Raw genomic sequence first — 18,085 nt, forward strand, 5'->3', positions numbered from 1 at the left:
ACAATGAGAAGGTTAAGGTTTGCTAATCGTGGAGAGTTTCTACCAATATGGCCGACGTGGGGGCAACGGGAGCCGAAATTCGGGCAACACGGATTGAGAAAGCCAAAACACTGCAAGCACAGGGCATGAACCCCTATGCCTATCGTTGGGAGCGCACCCATACTGCAGCAGTTCTGCAAGAAAAATATGCTCACTTGGCCGCTGGTGAAGCGGTGGGCGATCGCGTCAGTGTCGCCGGTCGGATTATGGCGCGGCGCGTCTTTGGCAAGCTGGCCTTTTTTACACTTCAGGACGACAGCGGCACAATTCAGCTTTACCTCGATAAGCAAACCATTAGCCAAGGCATGGGGGAAGCCGCCTTTGCCGATTTGAAACACCTGACGGATGTCGGCGATATCCTTGGCGCTGTGGGCACCCTCAAGCGCACAGAAAAGGGTGAACTCTCGGTTGTGGTGGAATCCTACACCATGCTCACGAAGTCATTGCTGCCTCTGCCGGACAAGTGGCACGGCCTCACGGATGTGGAAAAACGCTATCGTCAGCGCTATGTGGATCTCATTGTCAACCCCCACGTACGCGATACGTTCCGCAAGCGAGCACTGATCACCGCCGCCATTCGCCGCTACCTCAATGAACAAGGCTTTATTGAAATTGAAACGCCGGTGCTACAGGCGGAAGCCGGGGGAGCCGAGGCTCGTCCTTTCATTACCTATCACAACACGCTGGAGATGCAGCTTTATTTGCGCATTGCCACAGAACTGCACCTGAAGCGCCTGATTGTCGGTGGTTTTGAGAAGGTCTATGAACTGGGGCGCATCTTTCGCAATGAGGGCATCTCAACCAAGCACAACCCTGAATTTACGTCCATTGAGGTCTATCAGGCCTACGCCGACTACAACGATATGATGACGCTGACGGAGGCAATCATCACCACAGCAGCGATGGAGGTGTTGGGCACGCTCAAGATGACTTATCAAGGGAAAACGATTGATCTGACGCCGCCATGGCGACGGGTGACCATGCACGATGCAGTGTTGCAAGCCACTGGGATTGATTTTCGCCAATTGTGCGATCTAGCAGCGGCGAAGAAAGCAGCCCAAAAAGCAGGGGTAAAAGACTTAGACGCCTGTGACACGATTGGCCGAGTGCTTAACGAAGTGTTTGAGCAGACTGTTGAACCGACATTGATTCAACCCACCTTTGTTCTTGACTATCCTGTGGAGATTTCCCCCTTGGCCAAGCCCCACCGCAGCCAACCGGGACTGGTGGAGCGATTTGAATTATTTATCGTTGGTCGCGAACACGCCAATAGTTTTTCGGAGTTAACGGATCCATTGGATCAACGGCAACGCTTGGAGGAACAGGCACGGCGCAAAGCGGCTGGGGATTTGGAAGCCCACAGTGTTGATGAAGATTTCCTCACAGCTCTAGAGCATGGAATGCCACCCACAGGAGGCCTAGGGATTGGTATTGACCGCTTGGTGATGTTGCTGACGGATTCCCCCAGTATTCGCGATGTGATTGCTTTCCCACTGTTGCGTCCGGAATCGGCAAGTGGTCAAGTTTGATCCGTTTGCTAAAATCTTAAGCATATTTGCTGAATTCCTGATACTGAATGTCCACTGAATGGAGGCATGGCCAACAATGTCAGTGCAAACCATTGAAAAACCAGCAACCGTTCGCAAGTTGGCGCCCCGCTATCGTGTGCTCCTTCACAATGACAATGTCAATTCCATGGAGTATGTGGTGGAGGTATTGCTGAAGACGGTGCCGAGCCTCACCCAACCGCAAGCCGTGGATATCATGATGGAGGCGCACCTGACGGGGGTGGCCTTGGTGATCACCTGTGCCCTTGAGCATGCCGAATTTTATTGTGAAGGCCTGAAAATGGCAGGGCTGACGAGTACCATTGAACCGACTGAATAGGCCAATTTTCGCTCAGTTTTGGCGGCAAATGATCCGCCGTCCCTTCTGGATTCGCAGCGTTAGTTTTGCCCTAACGCTGGTGCTGCTGTGGCTGCCCATCGGTTTGAGCATCTATTTTCTCTGGGGAGAGGGCGGTGCTGCCAGCTTTGTCAATATGGGGCTGTTGTACCTCATCTTTATTCTCTTGCTGCGAGTCTGGGGACGGCGGGTACACCAACAGCGATCGCCCCTAGTGTTTTATGGCCTTAAGGGGGGGTGGAACTTTGGGCGGGATGCCCTGCTGGGCTGGCTGGCGGGGGTGTTTTTGGTTGCCCTGCTATTTCTCATCGAAGGACTCTTGGGCTGGGTAACGTGGCAGGGACTGCCGCATCGCTTTGATCTGCTGCTGTTGGATGGCGTCCTCACCGGTGTTGCTGTGGGCTTTGCTGAGGAATTGCTGTTTCGCGGCTGGCTGTTGCAGGAGCTAGAGCTAGAGTACCAACCATGGTTTGCCTTGGTGCTCAATGGCCTGATCTTTGCCGCGTTGCACTATCTGCATCCCTTGGAGGTCATTTTGGCCACATGGCCGCAGTTTTTCGGCTTGGCACTGTTGGGCTGGATTCTTGGTTTGAGTAAATGGATCTTTGGCGGACGATTGGGCTTTCCCATGGGACTCCACGGTGGCTTGGTCTGGGCTTATTTTGGTGTCAACGTGGGCAAATTGGTGAGCTATACGGGGGTAGCGCCAGAGTGGCTAACCGGCATCAATGGCAACCCGATCGCTGGCTTGATGGGGGTAGGTCTTTTAATTTTGGTGGCCTTGGGGCTTAGCTACCGCGTCGCAACCGCACCATAAAAAAGCCATCCATATCGTGCCGTTGCGGCCACACGGTGATCCAGCCTTCGGGGGTAGCTTTGAGGGGAAAGGTTGGGGGTGGCGGCTCAATGTGCCACTGGGGATGGTGAGCTAAAAAGTGTTGAATCTGGGCTTCATTTTCGGCAGGTTCTAGGCTACAGGTGGCATAGACAAGCAAACCTTGGGGTTTCACCCACTGGCAAACATTGGCTAAGAGTTGAGCTTGCAGGGGCACTAGTTCAGCCAAGCGTGTTCTCAGGGGTTGCCAGCGGCTATCGGCATGGCGGTGGAGGGTACCTGTACCGGAGCAGGGCACATCTAAAAGAACGCGATCGCCCATCGCTGCAAAATCCCCTGCTGTTGAACTATCAAGGGTGTGAATTTCAATACTCTTCAGGCCGAGGCGATCGCGATTTTGCGCCAACTTCCGCAGGCGACTGGGGGTGCGATCGCAGGCAATGACGCGGCCTTGGTCAGCCATCAACTCAGCAATATGCGTGGTTTTACCCCCCGGGGCTGCACAGGCATCAATCACAACTTCACCGGGCTGCGGAGCCAGCAAATGACTGACCCACTGCGCTGCCCGATCCTGAACTGACCAGTGGCCTGCGGCATAACTAGGGAGTGACTGCATGGGTTGGCCACAGTGGGGCAGGACGAGTCCTTGGGGCAAGTCGGGAATCGGTTTCAGGCTATAACCTGCTGCCTCAAAGTCAGCCATCAGTTGGTTAGTCGTTGTCCGCAATGGATTGAGGCGCAGATCAAGGCGGGGGGGATGATTAAACCACTGACAGAGGGCAATGCATTGCTCTTGTCCTAAACGCTCCAACCAAGATGCAATCAGCTCATCGGGAAAGCTATAGCGACATCCCAGTTGGGAGACCAAGGGCAGGGGAGCAATGAGAGCCTCAAGGGGATCGGTGGTGGAGCGGCTGTAACGGCGCAAGACCCCATTCACCAGTTTGGCAAAGCCGCCTAAACCCATCTCTTTGACCAGTTCAACACTGGTGTCCACGGCAGCATGGGGGGGAACGCGATCCAGATAGCGCAATTGGTAGAGGCCAAGGCGCAACACTAACTGTACCTTCAAGGGCGGCAGTTGCTGACAAAACCCCTGAACAAGGGTATCTAGGGTGCGCTGTTGGCGGATAGTCCCATAGACCAGTTCAGTGATCAGGGCGCGATCGCCTTCCTTGAGAGACCGCTGCTGCAACACCTGATGAAGTGCCACATCGGCATAGGCTCCCTTGGCCACCCGTTCTAGGGCATCGAGGGCAAGACGCCGCGCACTTAGTTCCACGCCGATTGTTCAATCATTTCCCGCTGTTCACTGGTGGCGATCGGCCATTCGGGGTTGTCACCGCCAATGACAAGCGTTTTTAAGGGTACATAGTCCTCACTGAATTGATTGAGGGCATTAATCAGGACATCCAAGGCTAAAGCGTCACTGGTGCCCAAGTCAAACCAGCAGCGTGCCCAGCGATCGTTGTATTCAAACTCGCCCATATTGTGCATCACGGCCATCATCGAACTGTCGGCTTGGGCGCGATCGTACTCTAGGTAACTGAGGTCTAACCCCGTTTCCTGGACTTGGAGATTCTCAGCATTGAATCCCCCCAGCTTCCCGAGGAAAAACCACGAGTTAAACACTTCCTCAAGGTACTGCTGCTCAACGGATGAAGGCGGTGCGGCAAATTCCACCCAAATCCATAAATCAAAGGGATCGACCTCACGAAAGATCACATTCATACCCCAGCCCCCAGTAAGCCTTTCTGGAATGCAGGCCGTTGTTGCAAGCGAGCCACGTAGTCCGCCACTGCAGGATAGGGACTCAAATCCACCTGAAAGAGCATCTGTAGATAGGCCAGCACTGACCCGAGGGCGACATCGGCAACGGAAAAGTCATTGCCGAGAATGTAGGATTGCCCTGTAAGGGTTGTTTCAATGCCCTTAAGCAAAGGGGGAAGCTGGCGATCGCGCGTTTCAGGCGGAAACATTGCCTGTGTCAAGGTGGAATTGGCAAACAGCACCCACTGATAAACTTGGGCAGCGGCAGCCGCATCCTTGGGTAATTTACCGTGAACTTGGGCAAGATAAAGCAAAATCGCCCCCGATTCCCAGAGCACGACATCCCCATCAACAATCACAGGCACTTTACCCATGGGGTTGAGTTTGAGAAAGTCGGGCTGATGTTGCTCCCCGGCTTGTAGATCCATCAGCACAAATTCATAGGGAATTCCCAATTCTTCTAAATACCAGCGAACAATACTGGCGCGGGATTTAGCACCACCATAGAGCTTTAGCATAGGTCAGTTGCAGCGATCGACGTGTCAATGAAATCTAAATCATTTTTATTATGCGCTTTGATTAGCCTCAAAATAATTTCCCGGCTCGCCGTCCTCAACGCCAAAGCAGATGCAGCGGCCATTCAGCCACTATTTCCGCCAACTGTTCATTGGAGTGTTGACCACAGGGCAGTACCCCCAGCACGGGCACTTGGGTAAAACGGCTGAGAAATTCTGGTGGTGTCCACTGCACAATATCCGTGTCGCTACAGGGGGTGACACAGTTGAGAATCAGACCGCGAATGTCCAGCTTGTACTGCCGTGCAAGGGCAATATTGGCCACAATTTGGGCGATCGCCCCCAAGCGCACCGTTGCCACCAAGACAATGGGCAACTTCCAAGCGGCTGCCAAGTCCGCCACCGTCCACTCCCAAGTCATGGGCGACCCTAGACCGCCAATCCCTTCCACTAAAAGGTAATCAAATCGCTGCTGAAGCTGCTGGTAGGTGTGCCACACAGGGGCTAAATCAATCGTGCGCTGTTCCAACTCAGCGGCAATGGGAGGCGCAAGGGGTGCTGCAAAACTGAGGGGACACACTTCACTGGCGGTTTGTTGCAGAGGCAGAGTTTGGCAGTAGTAGTCACCGTCTCCGATTTCGACCGCAGTACCGCTCTGCATTGGTTTGAGAATGCCCCAGCGTTCTTGGGGACGATAGCGATGGGCGTAAGACCACAGTGCCCGCGTGATCATCGTTTTGCCCACACCGGTATCCACACCCGTAATCAGTAGGGACTGGCAATGCTGAGAAATAGTGACGCCCCCCTAACGCGAAAATGCTCAATCATTATATCTATTTCATTAAATGTGACGGCAAAATAATGTTGGGCAATATTGGTCGCAAGTCATCCACAGACACAGGGCCAAAGTTCATAATGGTTGGGTATTCAAGGGTGAAGTCCACGAGGGTTCCCCGCCGTCCATAGGCACAGCGCCCCCCATCCACAATCAGCGGCACTTGCTCGCCATAGTATTTTTGGGCGTCCTCAAAGCTGACAATGAGTTCCGTCCCCACTTTCACCGTTGCTGCCACCAAAAAGAAGGGCAAGGCACCCACGAGATCGTAGATAAAGCGATCGGGACAAGCGAGATAGACACAATCAAAACCCTGCGTAATTTGTGGGTCTAGGTGGGGCTTGCCCTTGACAATCATAGTGACGGGGTAGGGAAAGTGAGCCAGCAGGGTTTTTGCCTCTTGGGAGAGGTCTGCCACTTCAGCCGCGCGATCGCCCCGGGTGAGAATGGCTAAGGGCTGTTCCGTACTAAAGTGCTTGAGACGACGCAGCTTCGCGATCGCCCTTGGACTCGTGCCGTTGACGACAAAGCTATAGACCGTGGCCATGGGCAGAATAATGACATGATCCTGCTGCAAGTGGGTTTGAATGGTTTGAAAGCTGCGAGTATCAGCGGGGAGCGATCGCGCCAAGGTGGTCATGTTTGGTACTCCGAAAATCATTAGGCAGTAAATGCGCCCTTGATCTCTAGTCTATGCTCAATAGGTTTTAGGGGGAGTTGAGAATAGATTGCGTTTAATGATGAGTCTGATAAGCATGATCGCAAGCGGTGCAGTTTCAACTACCCTAGGAAATAGTCCTTAATGAGTGTATGCCGCGCAACCATGGCCGAGACCTTAATGTTTAATGCCCTTCGTGCTGCCATTGATGAAGAAATGGAGCGTGACCCCACAGTGTTTGTGCTGGGGGAAGATGTGGGACATTATGGCGGCTCCTACAAAGTCACCAAAGACCTCTACAAAAAGTATGGTGAACTGCGTCTATTGGATACCCCCATTGCTGAAAATAGCTTTACCGGCATGGCGATCGGGGCAGCAATGACCGGCTTGCGTCCCATTGTCGAGGGCATGAACATGGGCTTTTTGCTCTTGGCCTTCAATCAAATCGCCAACAATGCTGGCATGCTGCGCTACACCTCTGGCGGCAACTTTAAAATTCCGATTGTGATTCGCGGTCCCGGCGGTGTTGGCCGGCAATTGGGGGCAGAGCACTCGCAGCGTCTTGAAGCCTACTTTCAAGCAGTCCCCGGATTAAAAATTGTTGCCTGCTCAACCCCCTACAACGCCAAGGGCTTGCTCAAATCGGCGATTCGTGATCCCAACCCAGTGCTGTTCTTTGAGCATGTACTCCTGTACAACCTCAAGGAGGATATTCCAGAAGAGGAATATCTGCTGCCCCTCAATAAAGCTGAGATTGTCCGCAGTGGCGAAGATGTTACCATTTTGACCTACTCGCGGATGCGCCACCATGTGCTGCAAGCGGTGAAAACCCTTGAAAAAGAGGGCTACGACCCCGAAGTGATTGACCTAATTTCCCTAAAGCCTTTGGACTTTGAGACAATTGGTGCCTCGATTCGTAAAACGCATCGGGTGGTGATTGTCGAAGAGTGCATGAAAACCGGTGGCATTGGGGCTGAGCTTTCGGCCTCGATTATGGAACGCTACTTTGACGAACTGGATGCCCCTGTGGTCCGCCTTTCCTCCCAAGATATTCCCACCCCCTACAACGGTACCCTAGAGAATCTCACAATTGTGCAACCGCCCCAAATTGTAGCGGCCGTGCAGCAGCTGGTGCAGGGACAGGTCTAACCATGGGTAAATATCGCGGCTGGCTGATTGTCATTTTGGTCTTGCTGATGGCCGCCACGTGGGTCATTGTGCGCACACCGGCTCGACTGGGCTTAGATCTGCGGGGGGGTGCCCAACTGACGTTGCAGGTGCAAACAACGGATAAGGTGCCCCAAATTACGCCCCAAGTGCTGGCGGCAGTGCAAGGGGTGGTGCAACGGCGGATTGATGGCTTGGGTGTTGCCGAAGCTGTGGTGCAAACTGCTGGGGATGACAAGCTCTTGGTGCAATTGCCGGGGGTCACCGATCCTCAGCAGGCGGAACGGATTCTCAAGGGGACGGCACAACTGCTCTTTGCCGCCCAGAAGCCGGGCACAGAGACCCAATTGCAAATTGAGCGGCAACTTCAGTCGCAACTGCTCTTGGAACAGGCGCAACTCTTGGCGGAGCAGGCTCAAAATGCCAATCATCCTGATGCCCTGAAGGAGATTGAGGCAAAGCTGGCCAAAAACCGTGAATCCCTTGAAAAAAGCCAGCAGGCGATCGCCCGCCTCTTCACACCCTCGGATTTGACAGGCGCAATGCTCAGGGAAGCCTTTGCCAGTCCCGTCGCCCCGGGATCCCCGAACTGGAGTGTGATTGTCCGTTTTGACAGCCAAGGGGCTGAACTTTTTGCCCAACTGACCAAGGAGATTGCTGGCACGGGGCGCAGCCTGGGGATTTTTCTTGACGATCGCCTGATTAGTGCGCCAACGGTGGCGGTGGAATATGCAGAAACAGGGATTGTTGGCGGCAGTGCAGAGATTTCCGGTGGCTTCACTGCCCAAACTGCCAATGATTTAGCCATTCAGTTACAAGGGGGGGCGCTGCCCGTTCCCCTCGAGGTGGTGGAAAACCGCACGGTGGGGGCTTCGCTGGGTCAAGATAGCATTCGCGATAGCCTCTATGCCGGTTTGGCGGGCTTGGTGCTGGTGCTGATCTTTATGGTGGCCTACTACCGCCTGCCGGGATTGATTGCCGATATTGCCCTGATTCTCTACGCCATCTTTACCTACGCGGCGTTTCTGCTGTTTGGGGTGACGCTGACACTGCCGGGGATTGCGGGCTTTATTCTCAGTATTGGTATGGCGGTGGATGCCAATGTGCTGATTTTTGAGCGCACCCGCGAGGAATTACGGGCAGGCAAAACCCTCTACCGTTCCGTTGAATCGGGGTTCGATCGCGCCTTTGCCAGTATTCTCGATAGCAATGTCACCACCTTGATTGCCTGTGCTGCCCTCTTTGCCTTGGGGACAGGGTTTGTGCGCGGTTTTGCCGTGACCCTTGCCATCGGGATCGGCATTAGTATGTTTACGGCGCTGACCTGTAGTCGCACGTTCTTGTTTTACGCCATTAGCATTCCCAGTCTGCGTCAGCCCAATTGGTTCTGTCCAAAACTGGAGAGCTTTCGATGAGCTTTAGTGTCAATCGCCAGCGATCGCTCTGGTGGGGGTTATCCTTAGTAGTCATTCTCAGTGGCCTTGTGGCAATGGCCATCTCTTGGGTGTCCCTAGGGAGTCCCCTGCGCTTGGGCTTGGATTTTATCGGTGGCACACGGCTGCAATTTGAACTGGCCTGTAGCGCTACGCAGACCTGTTCTCAGCCGATTGATATTGATGCGGTGCGTCAAGTGCTTAATCAGCAAGGCCTAGGCAACAGCAGCCTGCAAATTATTGATCAGTACGGGGTGAGTATTCGAACGGTACCCCTCGATGTGGATCAGCGCACTCGCCTCAGTGCTGCCCTCACGCAGAAAATTGGTGACTTTGACCCCCAGAAAACGCAGATTGAGACCGTTGGCCCTACCCTTGGCGAAGAAATCCTGCGATCGGGGTTGCTGGCGCTCTTGGTGTCGTTTATTGGCATTACGATCTATCTCACGCTGCGTTTTCAGTTTGACTATGCCTGTTTTGCCCTTGTCGCCCTTGTCCACGATGTGTTGGTGACCACGGGGGTGTTTGCCATTTTGGGACTCGTGGCAGGGGTGGAAATTGATAGCCTCTTTATTGTGGCGCTGCTCACGATCATTGGTTTTTCTGTGAACGATACGGTGGTGATCTACGATCGCGTGCGGGAAACCCTGAAGCTCAACCCTGACCTCGGCATTAAAGAGGTGGTGGATCAGGCGGTTGTGCAAACCCTTGGCCGCTCGATTAATACCACCCTAACGACCCTACTGCCCCTGATTACGATCTTCATCTTTGGCGGTGACACGCTGCGCTACTTTGCCCTAGCGCTGATCATTGGTTTCACGACGGGGGCTTATTCCAGTATTTTTATTGCCAGTACCCTCCTTGCTTGGTGGCGCGATCGCCAGCCGCCTCGTCCCGCCACGAATACACTGGAGACAACGCCTACGCCCTAACTGGTTGTGCTCATTCCCCTCACCCAAGAAAAAGTCCGTCAATTGGTGCCACTGGTGGCCACGGGTTCCCAGTATCGCTATGTTTGGGGCAAACTTCAGGACTTTCTACGACGCTTAACCTTCTCTGTGGTGGCGGTGGCCATTGTTGCTTTTGGTTTGAATTTTTTAGGGGATAGCACCCAACTGGTTTTGGGTCTGATTGCAGGTCTCTATTGGCTCTGGGCACCGGCAGTGTTGGCCTCATTTCGCAATCGTCGCCATCGGCGGTTTCCCTATGGGGGTTTTTGGCGCGGGCGCGTCTTGGATGTCTATGTCACCGAAGAATTGGTGGGCAAAGAGGAGACGGTGAACGACAAGGGGCAACTGGTGATTATCGAGAACCGTGAACGCTGCTTGAATCTGGAGATTGGTGATAAAACCGGCTTTGAAACCAGAGTGCAGGCCAAGTTACTGCGTCAACATCGAGGGATTCGCCCCGGCGATGCAGCGGAAATGCTGGTTCTCTCCCGTCGTCCTGATCTGGCAGAGATTGAACTGATTTCTGAAGTTTTCCTGCCCCGCCATCGCCTCTGGATTGGCACCTACCCCATTTTGCAGCGGGATGCCTTTATTGATCTATCAGAAACACTGCGGCGCAAAGCGCGTTCAAAAGCCCCTCGGCGATCGCCCCGACCACGACGTTCCAGCCTGTGATACCTTAAAGGAAAGAAATAAAAGTTAACAATTCCTGATATTCCCTTGACTGCTCTTACCTCCCCCTCGGTTTTTCCTGCGCTGCGCCTTGGCTCGCGGCTAGCTTGGTCGCTCTTTAGCTTTGCTGCCTTCTTGGTGTCGGTTCCCGTGTTTATTGAAGCGCCCCTCGTGCGGACACAGCCTTGGCTGAGTTTGGCTCTGACGCCGCTGCTTCTAGGTCTTAGTTTCTATCTCCAACGCCAACCCCACTGCCGCTATTGGGGGGAGATGCTCTATGGATTTAGCTGGTGCTGGGGGGCAGGGTCGCTCTACTGGGGATGGTTGCGCTGGGAACCCCTGTGGCACTTGCCCATTGAGGCGCTCCCCATTCCGCTCATGCTCTGGCACCTACGGCAGCGGCAGCAACTGGTGGGGGTGTTCTTTTTTTTGGGTTCTTTTCTGGGCACCGCCGTCACCGATGCCTACTTTTACCTGATTGATGTGATCCCCCATTGGCGAGCCATCATGTACCTTGAAGGGGATGTGATTTCCGTTCAGGAGATGCTGGCACAGGCGATCGCCCAAGCCCAGACCTTTAGTGGCCAAGTGTGGGGGGTTCTCTTGAGCCTGAGTTTGCTCCTCATTGGTTTGCTGCCCCTCTTTGAATCCCAGATTCGTCGTGGCTATCCCGCTGTTTTGCCTGTGTGGGGATTTATGGGCGCTGTCTTGAGTACGCTCGTTGTTGATGGTCTCTTTGGCCTCACCATTGGTTTATTATCCTTGAGTTAAGACAGTTCTCTCTAAAACCATCAGAGAGGGATTGAGCGCCAGTCATGGGGGTTATTGCTCACCTTTGCTTAACGGGGTCGGCCTTTCTCTTTGCCCTTGAGGGCTATTATCGGCTGAAGTTAAAGGCAATGAAGGTGGCCAACCCTAGCTCTATTCGTGAGTTACAGCAATGCCAGCAACAGGTGGCTCAGGAAATCGGTAGCGGCAGTTGGCGCGAGTACGTGCAGGTGGTTGGCCAAGTCACCACGTCTCAACCCTTGCTCTCGGAAGTGAAGCGTATTCCCTGTGTTTATTACAAAACAATCATCAGCCGCGAGTATGAAAAAGAGGGGAGCGATCGCCACAATCGTCGAGAACGCCAGTCGGAAATTATTGGCCGCCATGAGCAGTCAACCCTATTTTTTCTGCGAGATCATCAGGAGGAAATTGAGGTAAACCCCCTCGGTGCTGAGATTGAAGCAATGCAGGTCTTAGACGAACTGCGGCCTGCGGATAAACCCCATTCCTTTGCCTTTTCCTTGGGGTTCTTGTCATTGAATTGGCGCTTTGGTAGCACGACGACGCTGGGTTATCGCTATCAGGAGTGGGTGCTGCCCTTGGGGCAACCTGTTTCAGTGGTGGGCATGGCCTCGGATCAGGGGGGGGTACTCCGCCTGCAAAAGCCACAAAAGCGGGGACAAAAATTCATCATTTCCCTGAGTGTTGAGGATCAACTTAGCCAGCAGTACAAGCGGCAAAAACGGAAAATGACTTATGCGTCCCTCAGTGCTGCCCTCTGTGGTGTCTGTGGTTTAGTCTTGGCCTTGTTGTAGGCTGGGCTTAGTCCGGTTCTTGCTTGGGGTTTTTAGGTTGTACCCAGATGATCCGCCGCTGATTAGCAGCAATTAAATTGGCCTCCTCTTGGGCAATGCGCTGCCGTGCTTGGGGTTGGCGATCGCGCTCCTGTTCCAATTGCAACTCCTTAACTCGTGCCTCCAGCTGCGCCACTTCTGCTTCGAGGGCATGGAGCTTTTGCAGTTGACTGAGTTGATAGGGCACCAGCTTGGCGATCGCCCCTAGGGCAAAGGCGAGCAGGATCAGATTCACTGCAATTTTGGCACCCGCTTCCCAAGCGATCGCAGGAATTTTTCGAGGAGAGTGAACCATGACTAAACCATGAACGGCGAGTTGTCTATCAGTATAAAAAGAAAAAAGCGACCCCTTTGTCTTACCGACAACATCGGGAACCGCCTGATAAATTTTAGTTTGGAGAAATGACGTTATGCAGCCAGTTAGCGATGACAGGTGCAACTACTTGTACAACTCAGTGGACAGCCGAAATGCCAACACCGCAGGTAGCAGCGCAATCACAAGGGCAACGTAAACTTGGGTATCGGTCAGCGCCATGAACAACTCCTTTGTGGAATAACAGTCGCGATCAAGTGCTGTATTTATTACTCCATAGGCGCTTACCTTTGGCAACGCTTGCTCATAGTTTGTAACATTTTGCAGCTAGGTCTCCGGGGTCACCCTAGGACGCCAGTGGGGCAGCCGTCGCAGGAGAGTCAGCATCGAGAGTCCCGTGGCCAGAAGTGTCAGCAAACTCAGACCCACCAAAAGAACATAGAAGGGACGCCCCACCTCGCCCCAATAGGTTCCCTGATGTAGGCTCAGGAAAATCGCCGCCTGTTCTTTGGAGAGGCCAAACCAGTTGCGGCCAAGGCGATAGGCCATTCCCGTCGTGGCACTCACAAGCAAGGGCAATGCCGCAATGGCAGCCAAAAGATGATGCAGCCGCCGTGCTGACCACTGCGCCGGGAGCGATCGCCCCCACAGGAGAGCCAAACCCGTGGCAATGATTCCCAGCAAGCCCAGACCAATGACCAACACATAGAGCGGCACGCCCCATTCCCCCAGATAGCGGCCTTCATGAAGGGTCATCATTGCTCGCCCAAAGTCTTTAGATAGCCCAAACCAACTGCGCCCAAGACGATGGGCGATTCCCGTTGTGGCTGAAATTAATAGGGGTAGGGCAAAGATCACCACAAGGAATTGATGCCCCTGACTGCTGATCTTGGCAAGACGCTGTTTCAGAGCACTCATCGTTCCACCTTCATTGGCAAGGGAATCGTCAGTGTAAAGGCCGTACCGCGATCGCCCTCGTAGGGACTTGTGACCCGCAGACTGAGGCCATAGGGACGCAGCAAATCTTGAGCGATCGCCAACCCCAGACCACTGCCCTCAATCCCACTGTCGGCTTGAATCCCGCGGTAGCCCCGTTCAAAGAGCCGTGACTGCACCTCCAAAGGAATCCCACAGCCGGTATCCCAAACGGTTAATTCTAAGACTGCGGGCGTGAGGGTCAAGCGCAAACCAATGGTGCCGCCTTTGGGGGTGTACTTAAAGGCATTATCCAGCAGATTGCCCACAACCTCCTGAAGCACCCGTTCCTCTAGCCAGATGGGCGGCAGTTGGGGCGGTCTCTCCACGACAAAGGTTTTGCCCTCCATTTCCGCACGGGCTTGGGCGGCGGTGATCAGCGGTGAGAGGGTTTCAGCTAGATCGAGGGGTTTACCCGCAAGGGGTAGGGGCTGGCTGCCCGTGAGGGCGGGAATCTCGTTGCGCTGTTGGCGATAGTCCTCCAACAATGCCATGAGCCGCTCTGTTTCCTTGGCAATGCCTTCGGCGAGAGGGCGCCCTTGGTGATCAGGTTCCAACCGTTTGAGCAGAAGCTTGACAAAGGTGCGAATGGCGGCCACGGGATTGCGCAGTTGATGGAGCAGGTCATCAAAGCGCTGTTGCTGTTGATCCAGTGGGTTGGCAGGGGAGTGGCTGAGCCATTGTTGCCGTTGATCCAAGACGCAGGCGATCGCCAGTGTTTGCGCCACCTGTTGCAATTGTGCCTGCTCTGCCGCTAGCCAAGGACGGTATTGCCGCTGCGCCACCAGTACCCCCAAGACCCAATTTTGGTACATCAGGGGCAGGATCAGTTGATTGGCCAAGGACGAAACGACCTGTTGAGGGCGATAGCTTAACGGGGTCTCTGCTGCTTGGGTTGGCGGTGGCAGTGTTGGGGGAATTGGTAAGCTCAGGGCTGCTGCTGCCTCTGGATAGACAGCAACGGGAGACCACGAGGGGGAGTCGTTGAGCGTTTCACTCAGATAGACCGCCAGCGAAGAGGCACCCAAGCTATTGACAACAAGTTCTAATTGGGCACGACAGAGGGCAGCAAATTCTTCACTGGCTGGCCAGAGCATCTAGGTAGTCCCCCCGGAGTGACTCAACGCTTGCGGGAGCAGCGCTTGAAAGTCACCACTCCCCCTTGTATATTCTTCCAGCAATTGCTTTTCAAGGGGAAGGAGGTTGGGGTCGGGGTCAGCGTCCTGTTCTTTGAGGGTTTCTTCAATGAGTCCCATCTGCTCCTCTGCTTCAGCAAGGGCACTGAACAGTTCTTCATTGATGGGGGCATTGCCATTTTGACTCACGAGCAACTGGTAGCGATCGCGCAGATCGTTGAGTTCCCGCTGCATCGCCTCTTTTTCAGCCGTGAGCTGCTCTGTCATTTGTTTGTAATATTTGAACGCCATCAGAAAAGGAACAAGCTTCTCCCGCAGCGTCATGTGGTCAATATCAAGTTTGGTATAGCGTTCTGCCAGTTGGCTATAGGCTTGGCACAGACGTAGGTAACGTTGGCTGAGATTATCCATAGGTTATCTAAAGAAGTGGCTGTTGACGCGCTATCCCCTATCATAAACGGGCAGCCCATTGGTCACCATTGTCGCAGCTTCACAAATTGAAACAATGTAAAATAGGTTACAAAATTTCGAGTCTCAACTTACTAGTGATATAATTTCTTAGTTGTTTCACATAAGAGTACTACGCAGAAGTGTTGAATTCTGCAACAAAACTTGACATTCTAAGTGACCAGTAGCTCTGGCGGCCAATCAAGGCTCCAATGCCCTATCGAGCAGCGACGACTGAGTTCCAGTTGCAAATATTGCAACTCGTCCAATAGCTTCTTCCCAAAGTATTCAGGATCACTCAGATGCTTTAGATTTGTCGCTATACGAAACACCGCTTGATTCTCGTCAAAAAATTGAACCACGCGATATTTCTCATGATTGAGCTTCATTCTCATGTTATTCTTGATACGTACAATCAATGAACACTTCCTCTCACTCAAAAGAGTTTACTGGTCAGGGTAATGATGGTTCAATCGATAGGAAACAGCGTCAGACTTGAAGCACAATTTCTCTTTTGAGCTTGAGACATCAGTTGAGTGTAAATCCCCTCAAATAAGCGGGTTGTCTGACTTTTATTGGCTTTGGAAAAAGTGGACATGTCAACCGTAATCCCATGAATGATTCAAGCGATAAAATAAGGCGCTCATGCTAGTTAACCCTTAGTCGAGAATGTCGGTCAACCAGATTTTGAAAAATAATTGAGAGTGCAGGACGGGGTAGTCACAAGGGCTGAGCCGATTGAGAATGGACTTGATAAGAGTTGCAAAAGATGACCTAGTAAGTTGATTATTTTTTCTTATTTTCAGGGAAGAATACGACATTTCTTCTTTTTTTCTTGCCTCTCAAACTATCTTTCAACACTTCTGCATCAGGTGCTGAGATCGCGGGATTCATTTTGCGAAAAATCGGCGATTATTCCTGATCTTCTCGCGTATGATGTATGCCAAATTCAACTTCTCACCTATAATGTATATCAAACTCAATGGGAACAAAGTAATTAGAATAGCTCGTTCAAAACCTGTGCTTAACGAGCTGTAATTTCTTAGTTCTTGAATTTTGAACCCCTCAGAGGATTGGCAAAAGAGATCCCAAATTTTTGAGGCGAAGTTTTTATTCGTGGTAAGTGTCTGAACACCACTACTCGTGCAGTCTGAATGAATGCGCTTATACAATACTACCCCGTTGTTTCCCCTAATTTCAGCCCGTGCGAGCAACGCATAGATTAAACGCATGTCCGCTGCTGTTTTGGTTGATACAAGAATGTTAAATACATCTACTGAGAATAAAAGATGCCTCGGATGTATGCCGTAAATAGGGTTGGCCTTACCCAAGAAAGCCGGTTCCAGATAGTATTTCAATCTTCGACTGAGTATTGATCCTGTATAGCTGAAATTTCGTCTATTGGCAGGATGTGGCATTGGATTGCTACTGCTATCGATGGTTTGTAATGTGCCAAAGGCGATACATTGAGTGCGAGCAGAGACAGGCAAAAGAATCTCTATCCATCTTGGATCCCACTTATCATCTGCCGCTGTCCCCATAAAATATTCTCCCCTTGCCTCATCCAGCACATACTTGAAATTCGCTGCCGCGCCCAAATTCTGGGCTTGTCGCACGTAGCGAATCCGTTTATCCTTAGCGGCATATTCCCGACAGATGGCTTCCGTTTCATCGGTTGAAGCATTGATTGTAGGTACCTAGAGAGCAACAGCCACTCAACTGACCCGAACTGCAAAAACTGATAAAGACGTGCTGCAGCCAAGTCATGCTGTAGGGCTCGTAAATACAGGTGCGGGATTCCAATGCTCCAAGCCTGGCCTAGTGGTGGGGCATTTTCACCCGCATTATCGTTTATTACAAGCCCTCCACTGAGTCGGCATAACTATAGAGTTCAATCCCTAGCGCCTCAGCCACAGGTCGTGCACGCGGATCAACCATTGGCGAAATCACAATTTTGCGGTCAATTTGGCGCTGGTGATGCCGCGCATAGAAATTCACCTTACGGTCAAAAATATACATCCCTGCCTTATCAATAGAAGATTTGATTTCACAGGCAATGGTTAAGCCATTTTTGATAATCAAGTCTAGCTCCACCTGATCAGGGCGGCCAAAGACTTCACCCTCATGGTCGTAGAGGGTTAAGTTCAAAACCTCAACCCCAAAGGATTCCGTCAAAATGCCAGCGAGGGCGTTGCGAAAGCTGGTTTCTGAAGCAATTCCCCAGCGAGCACCAAGGGCACCAATTGTACTGTCAAACCGCTTGTCAAGACGCCGAATCTCTGCAAGTTGCTCATGCCACTTGCGATCCTGTTCTTCCCAACGCTTGGCCTGTTCCTGCCAGCGGCGATCCTGTTCTTCCCAACGCCGAACCTGTTCTTGCCACTTGCGGTCTTGCTCTTCCCAACGCTTGGCCTGCTCTTGCCAGCGGCGATCCTGTTCTTCCCAACGTCGAACCTGTTCTTGCCACTTGCGGTCTTGCTCTTCCCAACGCTTGGCCTGTTCTTGCCAGCGGCGATCCTGTTCTTGCCACTTGCGGTTCTGTTCTTCCCAACGCTTGGCCTGTTCCTCGCGATCGCGCTGTAGTTCCGTGAGGATACGGTCAAACTTGATATCTGCCTCACGGCGAGGCAAAGAAACGTCCAAGACCGTGCGCAGGATGAAATCTCTCAAGCTGGGGTCTTGAGCCACAAGCTGCGGTAGCTCACGCTGAATGAGCGCAATAATTTCTTCTCGCTCCATTAAAACTGGCTATTATGAGATGACCTGTAACCCCATTCTAAAGATTTCCGCTTCAAAAGGATGACTACACCCTC

General features: G+C 52.6%; 22 protein-coding genes. 9 read left to right on the forward strand and 13 right to left on the reverse strand.

The window, feature by feature from the left end; all coding sequences use genetic code 11:
* Positions 1-47: 47 nt before the first annotated feature.
* From lysS to RHH53_RS04260, 3 genes are all read left to right on the forward strand, one after another.
* Complete coding sequence (gene lysS, locus RHH53_RS04250) at positions 48-1,568, forward strand: lysine--tRNA ligase (protein ID WP_310438469.1); 1,521 nt, start codon at positions 48-50, stop codon at positions 1,566-1,568.
* A gap of 76 nt (positions 1,569-1,644) precedes the next feature.
* Positions 1,645-1,926, forward strand: coding sequence for an ATP-dependent Clp protease adapter ClpS (clpS, locus tag RHH53_RS04255; RefSeq protein ID WP_024123996.1), 282 nt, complete (start codon positions 1,645-1,647; stop codon positions 1,924-1,926).
* Positions 1,927-1,954: 28 nt separating this feature from the next.
* Positions 1,955-2,761: a type II CAAX endopeptidase family protein gene (locus RHH53_RS04260; RefSeq protein WP_310744146.1), complete on the forward strand. Its 807-nt coding sequence runs from the start codon at positions 1,955-1,957 to the stop codon at positions 2,759-2,761.
* Here the strand turns inward: RHH53_RS04260 and RHH53_RS04265 are convergent.
* The 5 genes from RHH53_RS04265 to RHH53_RS04285 form a co-directional block, all read right to left on the reverse strand.
* Complete coding sequence (locus tag RHH53_RS04265) at positions 2,733-4,061, reverse strand: 16S rRNA (cytosine(967)-C(5))-methyltransferase (RefSeq protein WP_310744147.1); 1,329 nt, start codon at positions 4,059-4,061, stop codon at positions 2,733-2,735. The genes RHH53_RS04260 and RHH53_RS04265 overlap by 29 nt on opposite strands.
* Entirely contained in the window at positions 4,052-4,510 is a 459-nt protein-coding gene (locus RHH53_RS04270) for a DUF3531 family protein (protein ID WP_149820062.1), read from the reverse strand. The genes RHH53_RS04265 and RHH53_RS04270 overlap by 10 nt, the downstream gene beginning before the upstream one ends.
* On the reverse strand, positions 4,507-5,067 hold the full coding sequence (locus tag RHH53_RS04275; RefSeq protein ID WP_310438467.1) for a glutathione S-transferase family protein: 561 nt from the start codon (positions 5,065-5,067) through the stop codon (positions 4,507-4,509). Before RHH53_RS04275 ends, RHH53_RS04270 begins: the two co-directional genes overlap by 4 nt.
* A 94-nt stretch (positions 5,068-5,161) precedes the next feature.
* Positions 5,162-5,797, reverse strand: coding sequence for a dethiobiotin synthase (gene bioD, locus RHH53_RS04280; RefSeq protein ID WP_310801534.1), 636 nt, complete (start codon positions 5,795-5,797; stop codon positions 5,162-5,164).
* 100 nt (positions 5,798-5,897) lie between these two features.
* The gene (locus RHH53_RS04285) at positions 5,898-6,539 is read right to left on the reverse strand and encodes an L-threonylcarbamoyladenylate synthase (protein WP_302678944.1); all 642 of its coding nucleotides are present in this window, start codon (positions 6,537-6,539) and stop codon (positions 5,898-5,900) included.
* Positions 6,540-6,722: 183 nt separating this feature from the next.
* Here RHH53_RS04285 and RHH53_RS04290 point away from each other — a divergent pair, with 183 nt between their 5' ends.
* The 6 genes from RHH53_RS04290 to RHH53_RS04315 are packed head-to-tail and all read left to right on the forward strand — an operon-like array spanning position 6,723 to position 12,362.
* Positions 6,723-7,706 carry an alpha-ketoacid dehydrogenase subunit beta gene (locus RHH53_RS04290; RefSeq protein ID WP_310744258.1) on the forward strand — a complete coding sequence of 328 codons (984 nt, stop codon included), beginning with the start codon at positions 6,723-6,725 and terminating at the stop codon, positions 7,704-7,706.
* 2 nt (positions 7,707-7,708) lie between these two features.
* On the forward strand, positions 7,709-9,139 hold the full coding sequence (gene secD, locus RHH53_RS04295) for a protein translocase subunit SecD (protein WP_206201206.1): 1,431 nt from the start codon (positions 7,709-7,711) through the stop codon (positions 9,137-9,139).
* The gene (secF, locus tag RHH53_RS04300; RefSeq protein WP_206201207.1) at positions 9,136-10,089 is read left to right on the forward strand and encodes a protein translocase subunit SecF; all 954 of its coding nucleotides are present in this window, start codon (positions 9,136-9,138) and stop codon (positions 10,087-10,089) included. The genes secD and secF overlap by 4 nt, the downstream gene beginning before the upstream one ends.
* Positions 10,090-10,095: 6 nt before the next feature.
* Positions 10,096-10,782, forward strand: coding sequence for a phosphate ABC transporter permease (locus RHH53_RS04305; RefSeq protein WP_149820050.1), 687 nt, complete (start codon positions 10,096-10,098; stop codon positions 10,780-10,782).
* Positions 10,783-10,827: 45 nt separating this feature from the next.
* On the forward strand, positions 10,828-11,550 hold the full coding sequence (locus RHH53_RS04310) for a DUF3120 domain-containing protein (protein ID WP_310744148.1): 723 nt from the start codon (positions 10,828-10,830) through the stop codon (positions 11,548-11,550).
* Between the two features lie 44 nt (positions 11,551-11,594).
* Positions 11,595-12,362 carry an E3 ubiquitin ligase family protein gene (locus RHH53_RS04315; protein ID WP_302678945.1) on the forward strand — a complete coding sequence of 256 codons (768 nt, stop codon included), beginning with the start codon at positions 11,595-11,597 and terminating at the stop codon, positions 12,360-12,362.
* 7 nt (positions 12,363-12,369) lie between these two features.
* Here the strand turns inward: RHH53_RS04315 and RHH53_RS04320 are convergent, their stop codons facing one another.
* From RHH53_RS04320 to RHH53_RS04355, 8 genes are all read right to left on the reverse strand, one after another.
* Positions 12,370-12,696 carry a hypothetical protein gene (locus tag RHH53_RS04320; protein WP_149820046.1) on the reverse strand — a complete coding sequence of 109 codons (327 nt, stop codon included), beginning with the start codon at positions 12,694-12,696 and terminating at the stop codon, positions 12,370-12,372.
* A gap of 144 nt (positions 12,697-12,840) precedes the next feature.
* Entirely contained in the window at positions 12,841-12,936 is a 96-nt protein-coding gene (gene psaM / locus RHH53_RS04325) for a photosystem I reaction center subunit XII (RefSeq protein WP_011056052.1), read from the reverse strand.
* Between the two features lie 105 nt (positions 12,937-13,041).
* Entirely contained in the window at positions 13,042-13,632 is a 591-nt protein-coding gene (locus RHH53_RS04330; RefSeq protein ID WP_206201210.1) for a PepSY domain-containing protein, read from the reverse strand.
* Positions 13,629-14,786 (reverse strand): HAMP domain-containing sensor histidine kinase, encoded by a 1,158-nt coding sequence (locus RHH53_RS04335; RefSeq protein ID WP_310744149.1) that lies wholly within the window; start codon positions 14,784-14,786, stop codon positions 13,629-13,631. The genes RHH53_RS04330 and RHH53_RS04335 overlap by 4 nt, the downstream gene beginning before the upstream one ends.
* The gene (locus tag RHH53_RS04340; protein ID WP_206201212.1) at positions 14,787-15,236 is read right to left on the reverse strand and encodes a hypothetical protein; all 450 of its coding nucleotides are present in this window, start codon (positions 15,234-15,236) and stop codon (positions 14,787-14,789) included.
* Between the two features lie 209 nt (positions 15,237-15,445).
* Positions 15,446-15,661, reverse strand: a complete 216-nt coding sequence (locus tag RHH53_RS04345; RefSeq protein ID WP_206201213.1) for a hypothetical protein — start codon at positions 15,659-15,661, stop codon at positions 15,446-15,448.
* 501 nt (positions 15,662-16,162) lie between these two features.
* Positions 16,163-16,960 (reverse strand): glycosyltransferase, encoded by a 798-nt coding sequence (locus tag RHH53_RS04350; protein WP_310744259.1) that lies wholly within the window; start codon positions 16,958-16,960, stop codon positions 16,163-16,165.
* Between the two features lie 166 nt (positions 16,961-17,126).
* The gene (locus RHH53_RS04355) at positions 17,127-18,011 is read right to left on the reverse strand and encodes a PD-(D/E)XK nuclease family protein (protein WP_302676696.1); all 885 of its coding nucleotides are present in this window, start codon (positions 18,009-18,011) and stop codon (positions 17,127-17,129) included.
* Between the last annotated feature and the right edge of the window lie 74 nt (positions 18,012-18,085).

This window comes from Thermosynechococcus sp. PKX82 (assembly GCF_031583255.1).
Lineage (GTDB): Bacteria > Cyanobacteriota > Cyanobacteriia > Thermosynechococcales > Thermosynechococcaceae > Thermosynechococcus.

Excerpts from the sequence above, each read along its gene's own strand:
- lysS (WP_310438469.1), top strand. The coding sequence starts at position 48 with ATGGCCGACGTGGGGGCAACGGGAGCCGAAATTCGGGCAACACGGATT.
- clpS (WP_024123996.1), top strand. The coding sequence starts at position 1,645 with ATGTCAGTGCAAACCATTGAAAAACCAGCAACCGTTCGCAAGTTGGCG.
- RHH53_RS04260 (WP_310744146.1), top strand. The coding sequence starts at position 1,955 with ATGATCCGCCGTCCCTTCTGGATTCGCAGCGTTAGTTTTGCCCTAACG.
- RHH53_RS04270 (WP_149820062.1), bottom strand. The coding sequence starts at position 4,510 with ATGAATGTGATCTTTCGTGAGGTCGATCCCTTTGATTTATGGATTTGG.
- RHH53_RS04275 (WP_310438467.1), bottom strand. The coding sequence starts at position 5,067 with ATGCTAAAGCTCTATGGTGGTGCTAAATCCCGCGCCAGTATTGTTCGC.
- bioD (WP_310801534.1), bottom strand. The coding sequence starts at position 5,797 with ATGATCACGCGGGCACTGTGGTCTTACGCCCATCGCTATCGTCCCCAA.
- RHH53_RS04285 (WP_302678944.1), bottom strand. The coding sequence starts at position 6,539 with ATGACCACCTTGGCGCGATCGCTCCCCGCTGATACTCGCAGCTTTCAA.
- RHH53_RS04290 (WP_310744258.1), top strand. The coding sequence starts at position 6,723 with ATGGCCGAGACCTTAATGTTTAATGCCCTTCGTGCTGCCATTGATGAA.
- secD (WP_206201206.1), top strand. The coding sequence starts at position 7,709 with ATGGGTAAATATCGCGGCTGGCTGATTGTCATTTTGGTCTTGCTGATG.
- secF (WP_206201207.1), top strand. The coding sequence starts at position 9,136 with ATGAGCTTTAGTGTCAATCGCCAGCGATCGCTCTGGTGGGGGTTATCC.
- RHH53_RS04315 (WP_302678945.1), top strand. The coding sequence starts at position 11,595 with ATGGGGGTTATTGCTCACCTTTGCTTAACGGGGTCGGCCTTTCTCTTT.
- RHH53_RS04320 (WP_149820046.1), bottom strand. The coding sequence starts at position 12,696 with ATGGTTCACTCTCCTCGAAAAATTCCTGCGATCGCTTGGGAAGCGGGT.
- psaM (WP_011056052.1), bottom strand. The coding sequence starts at position 12,936 with ATGGCGCTGACCGATACCCAAGTTTACGTTGCCCTTGTGATTGCGCTG.
- RHH53_RS04330 (WP_206201210.1), bottom strand. The coding sequence starts at position 13,632 with ATGAGTGCTCTGAAACAGCGTCTTGCCAAGATCAGCAGTCAGGGGCAT.
- RHH53_RS04335 (WP_310744149.1), bottom strand. The coding sequence starts at position 14,786 with ATGCTCTGGCCAGCCAGTGAAGAATTTGCTGCCCTCTGTCGTGCCCAA.
- RHH53_RS04340 (WP_206201212.1), bottom strand. The coding sequence starts at position 15,236 with ATGGATAATCTCAGCCAACGTTACCTACGTCTGTGCCAAGCCTATAGC.
- RHH53_RS04345 (WP_206201213.1), bottom strand. The coding sequence starts at position 15,661 with ATGAAGCTCAATCATGAGAAATATCGCGTGGTTCAATTTTTTGACGAG.
- RHH53_RS04355 (WP_302676696.1), bottom strand. The coding sequence starts at position 18,011 with ATGGAGCGAGAAGAAATTATTGCGCTCATTCAGCGTGAGCTACCGCAG.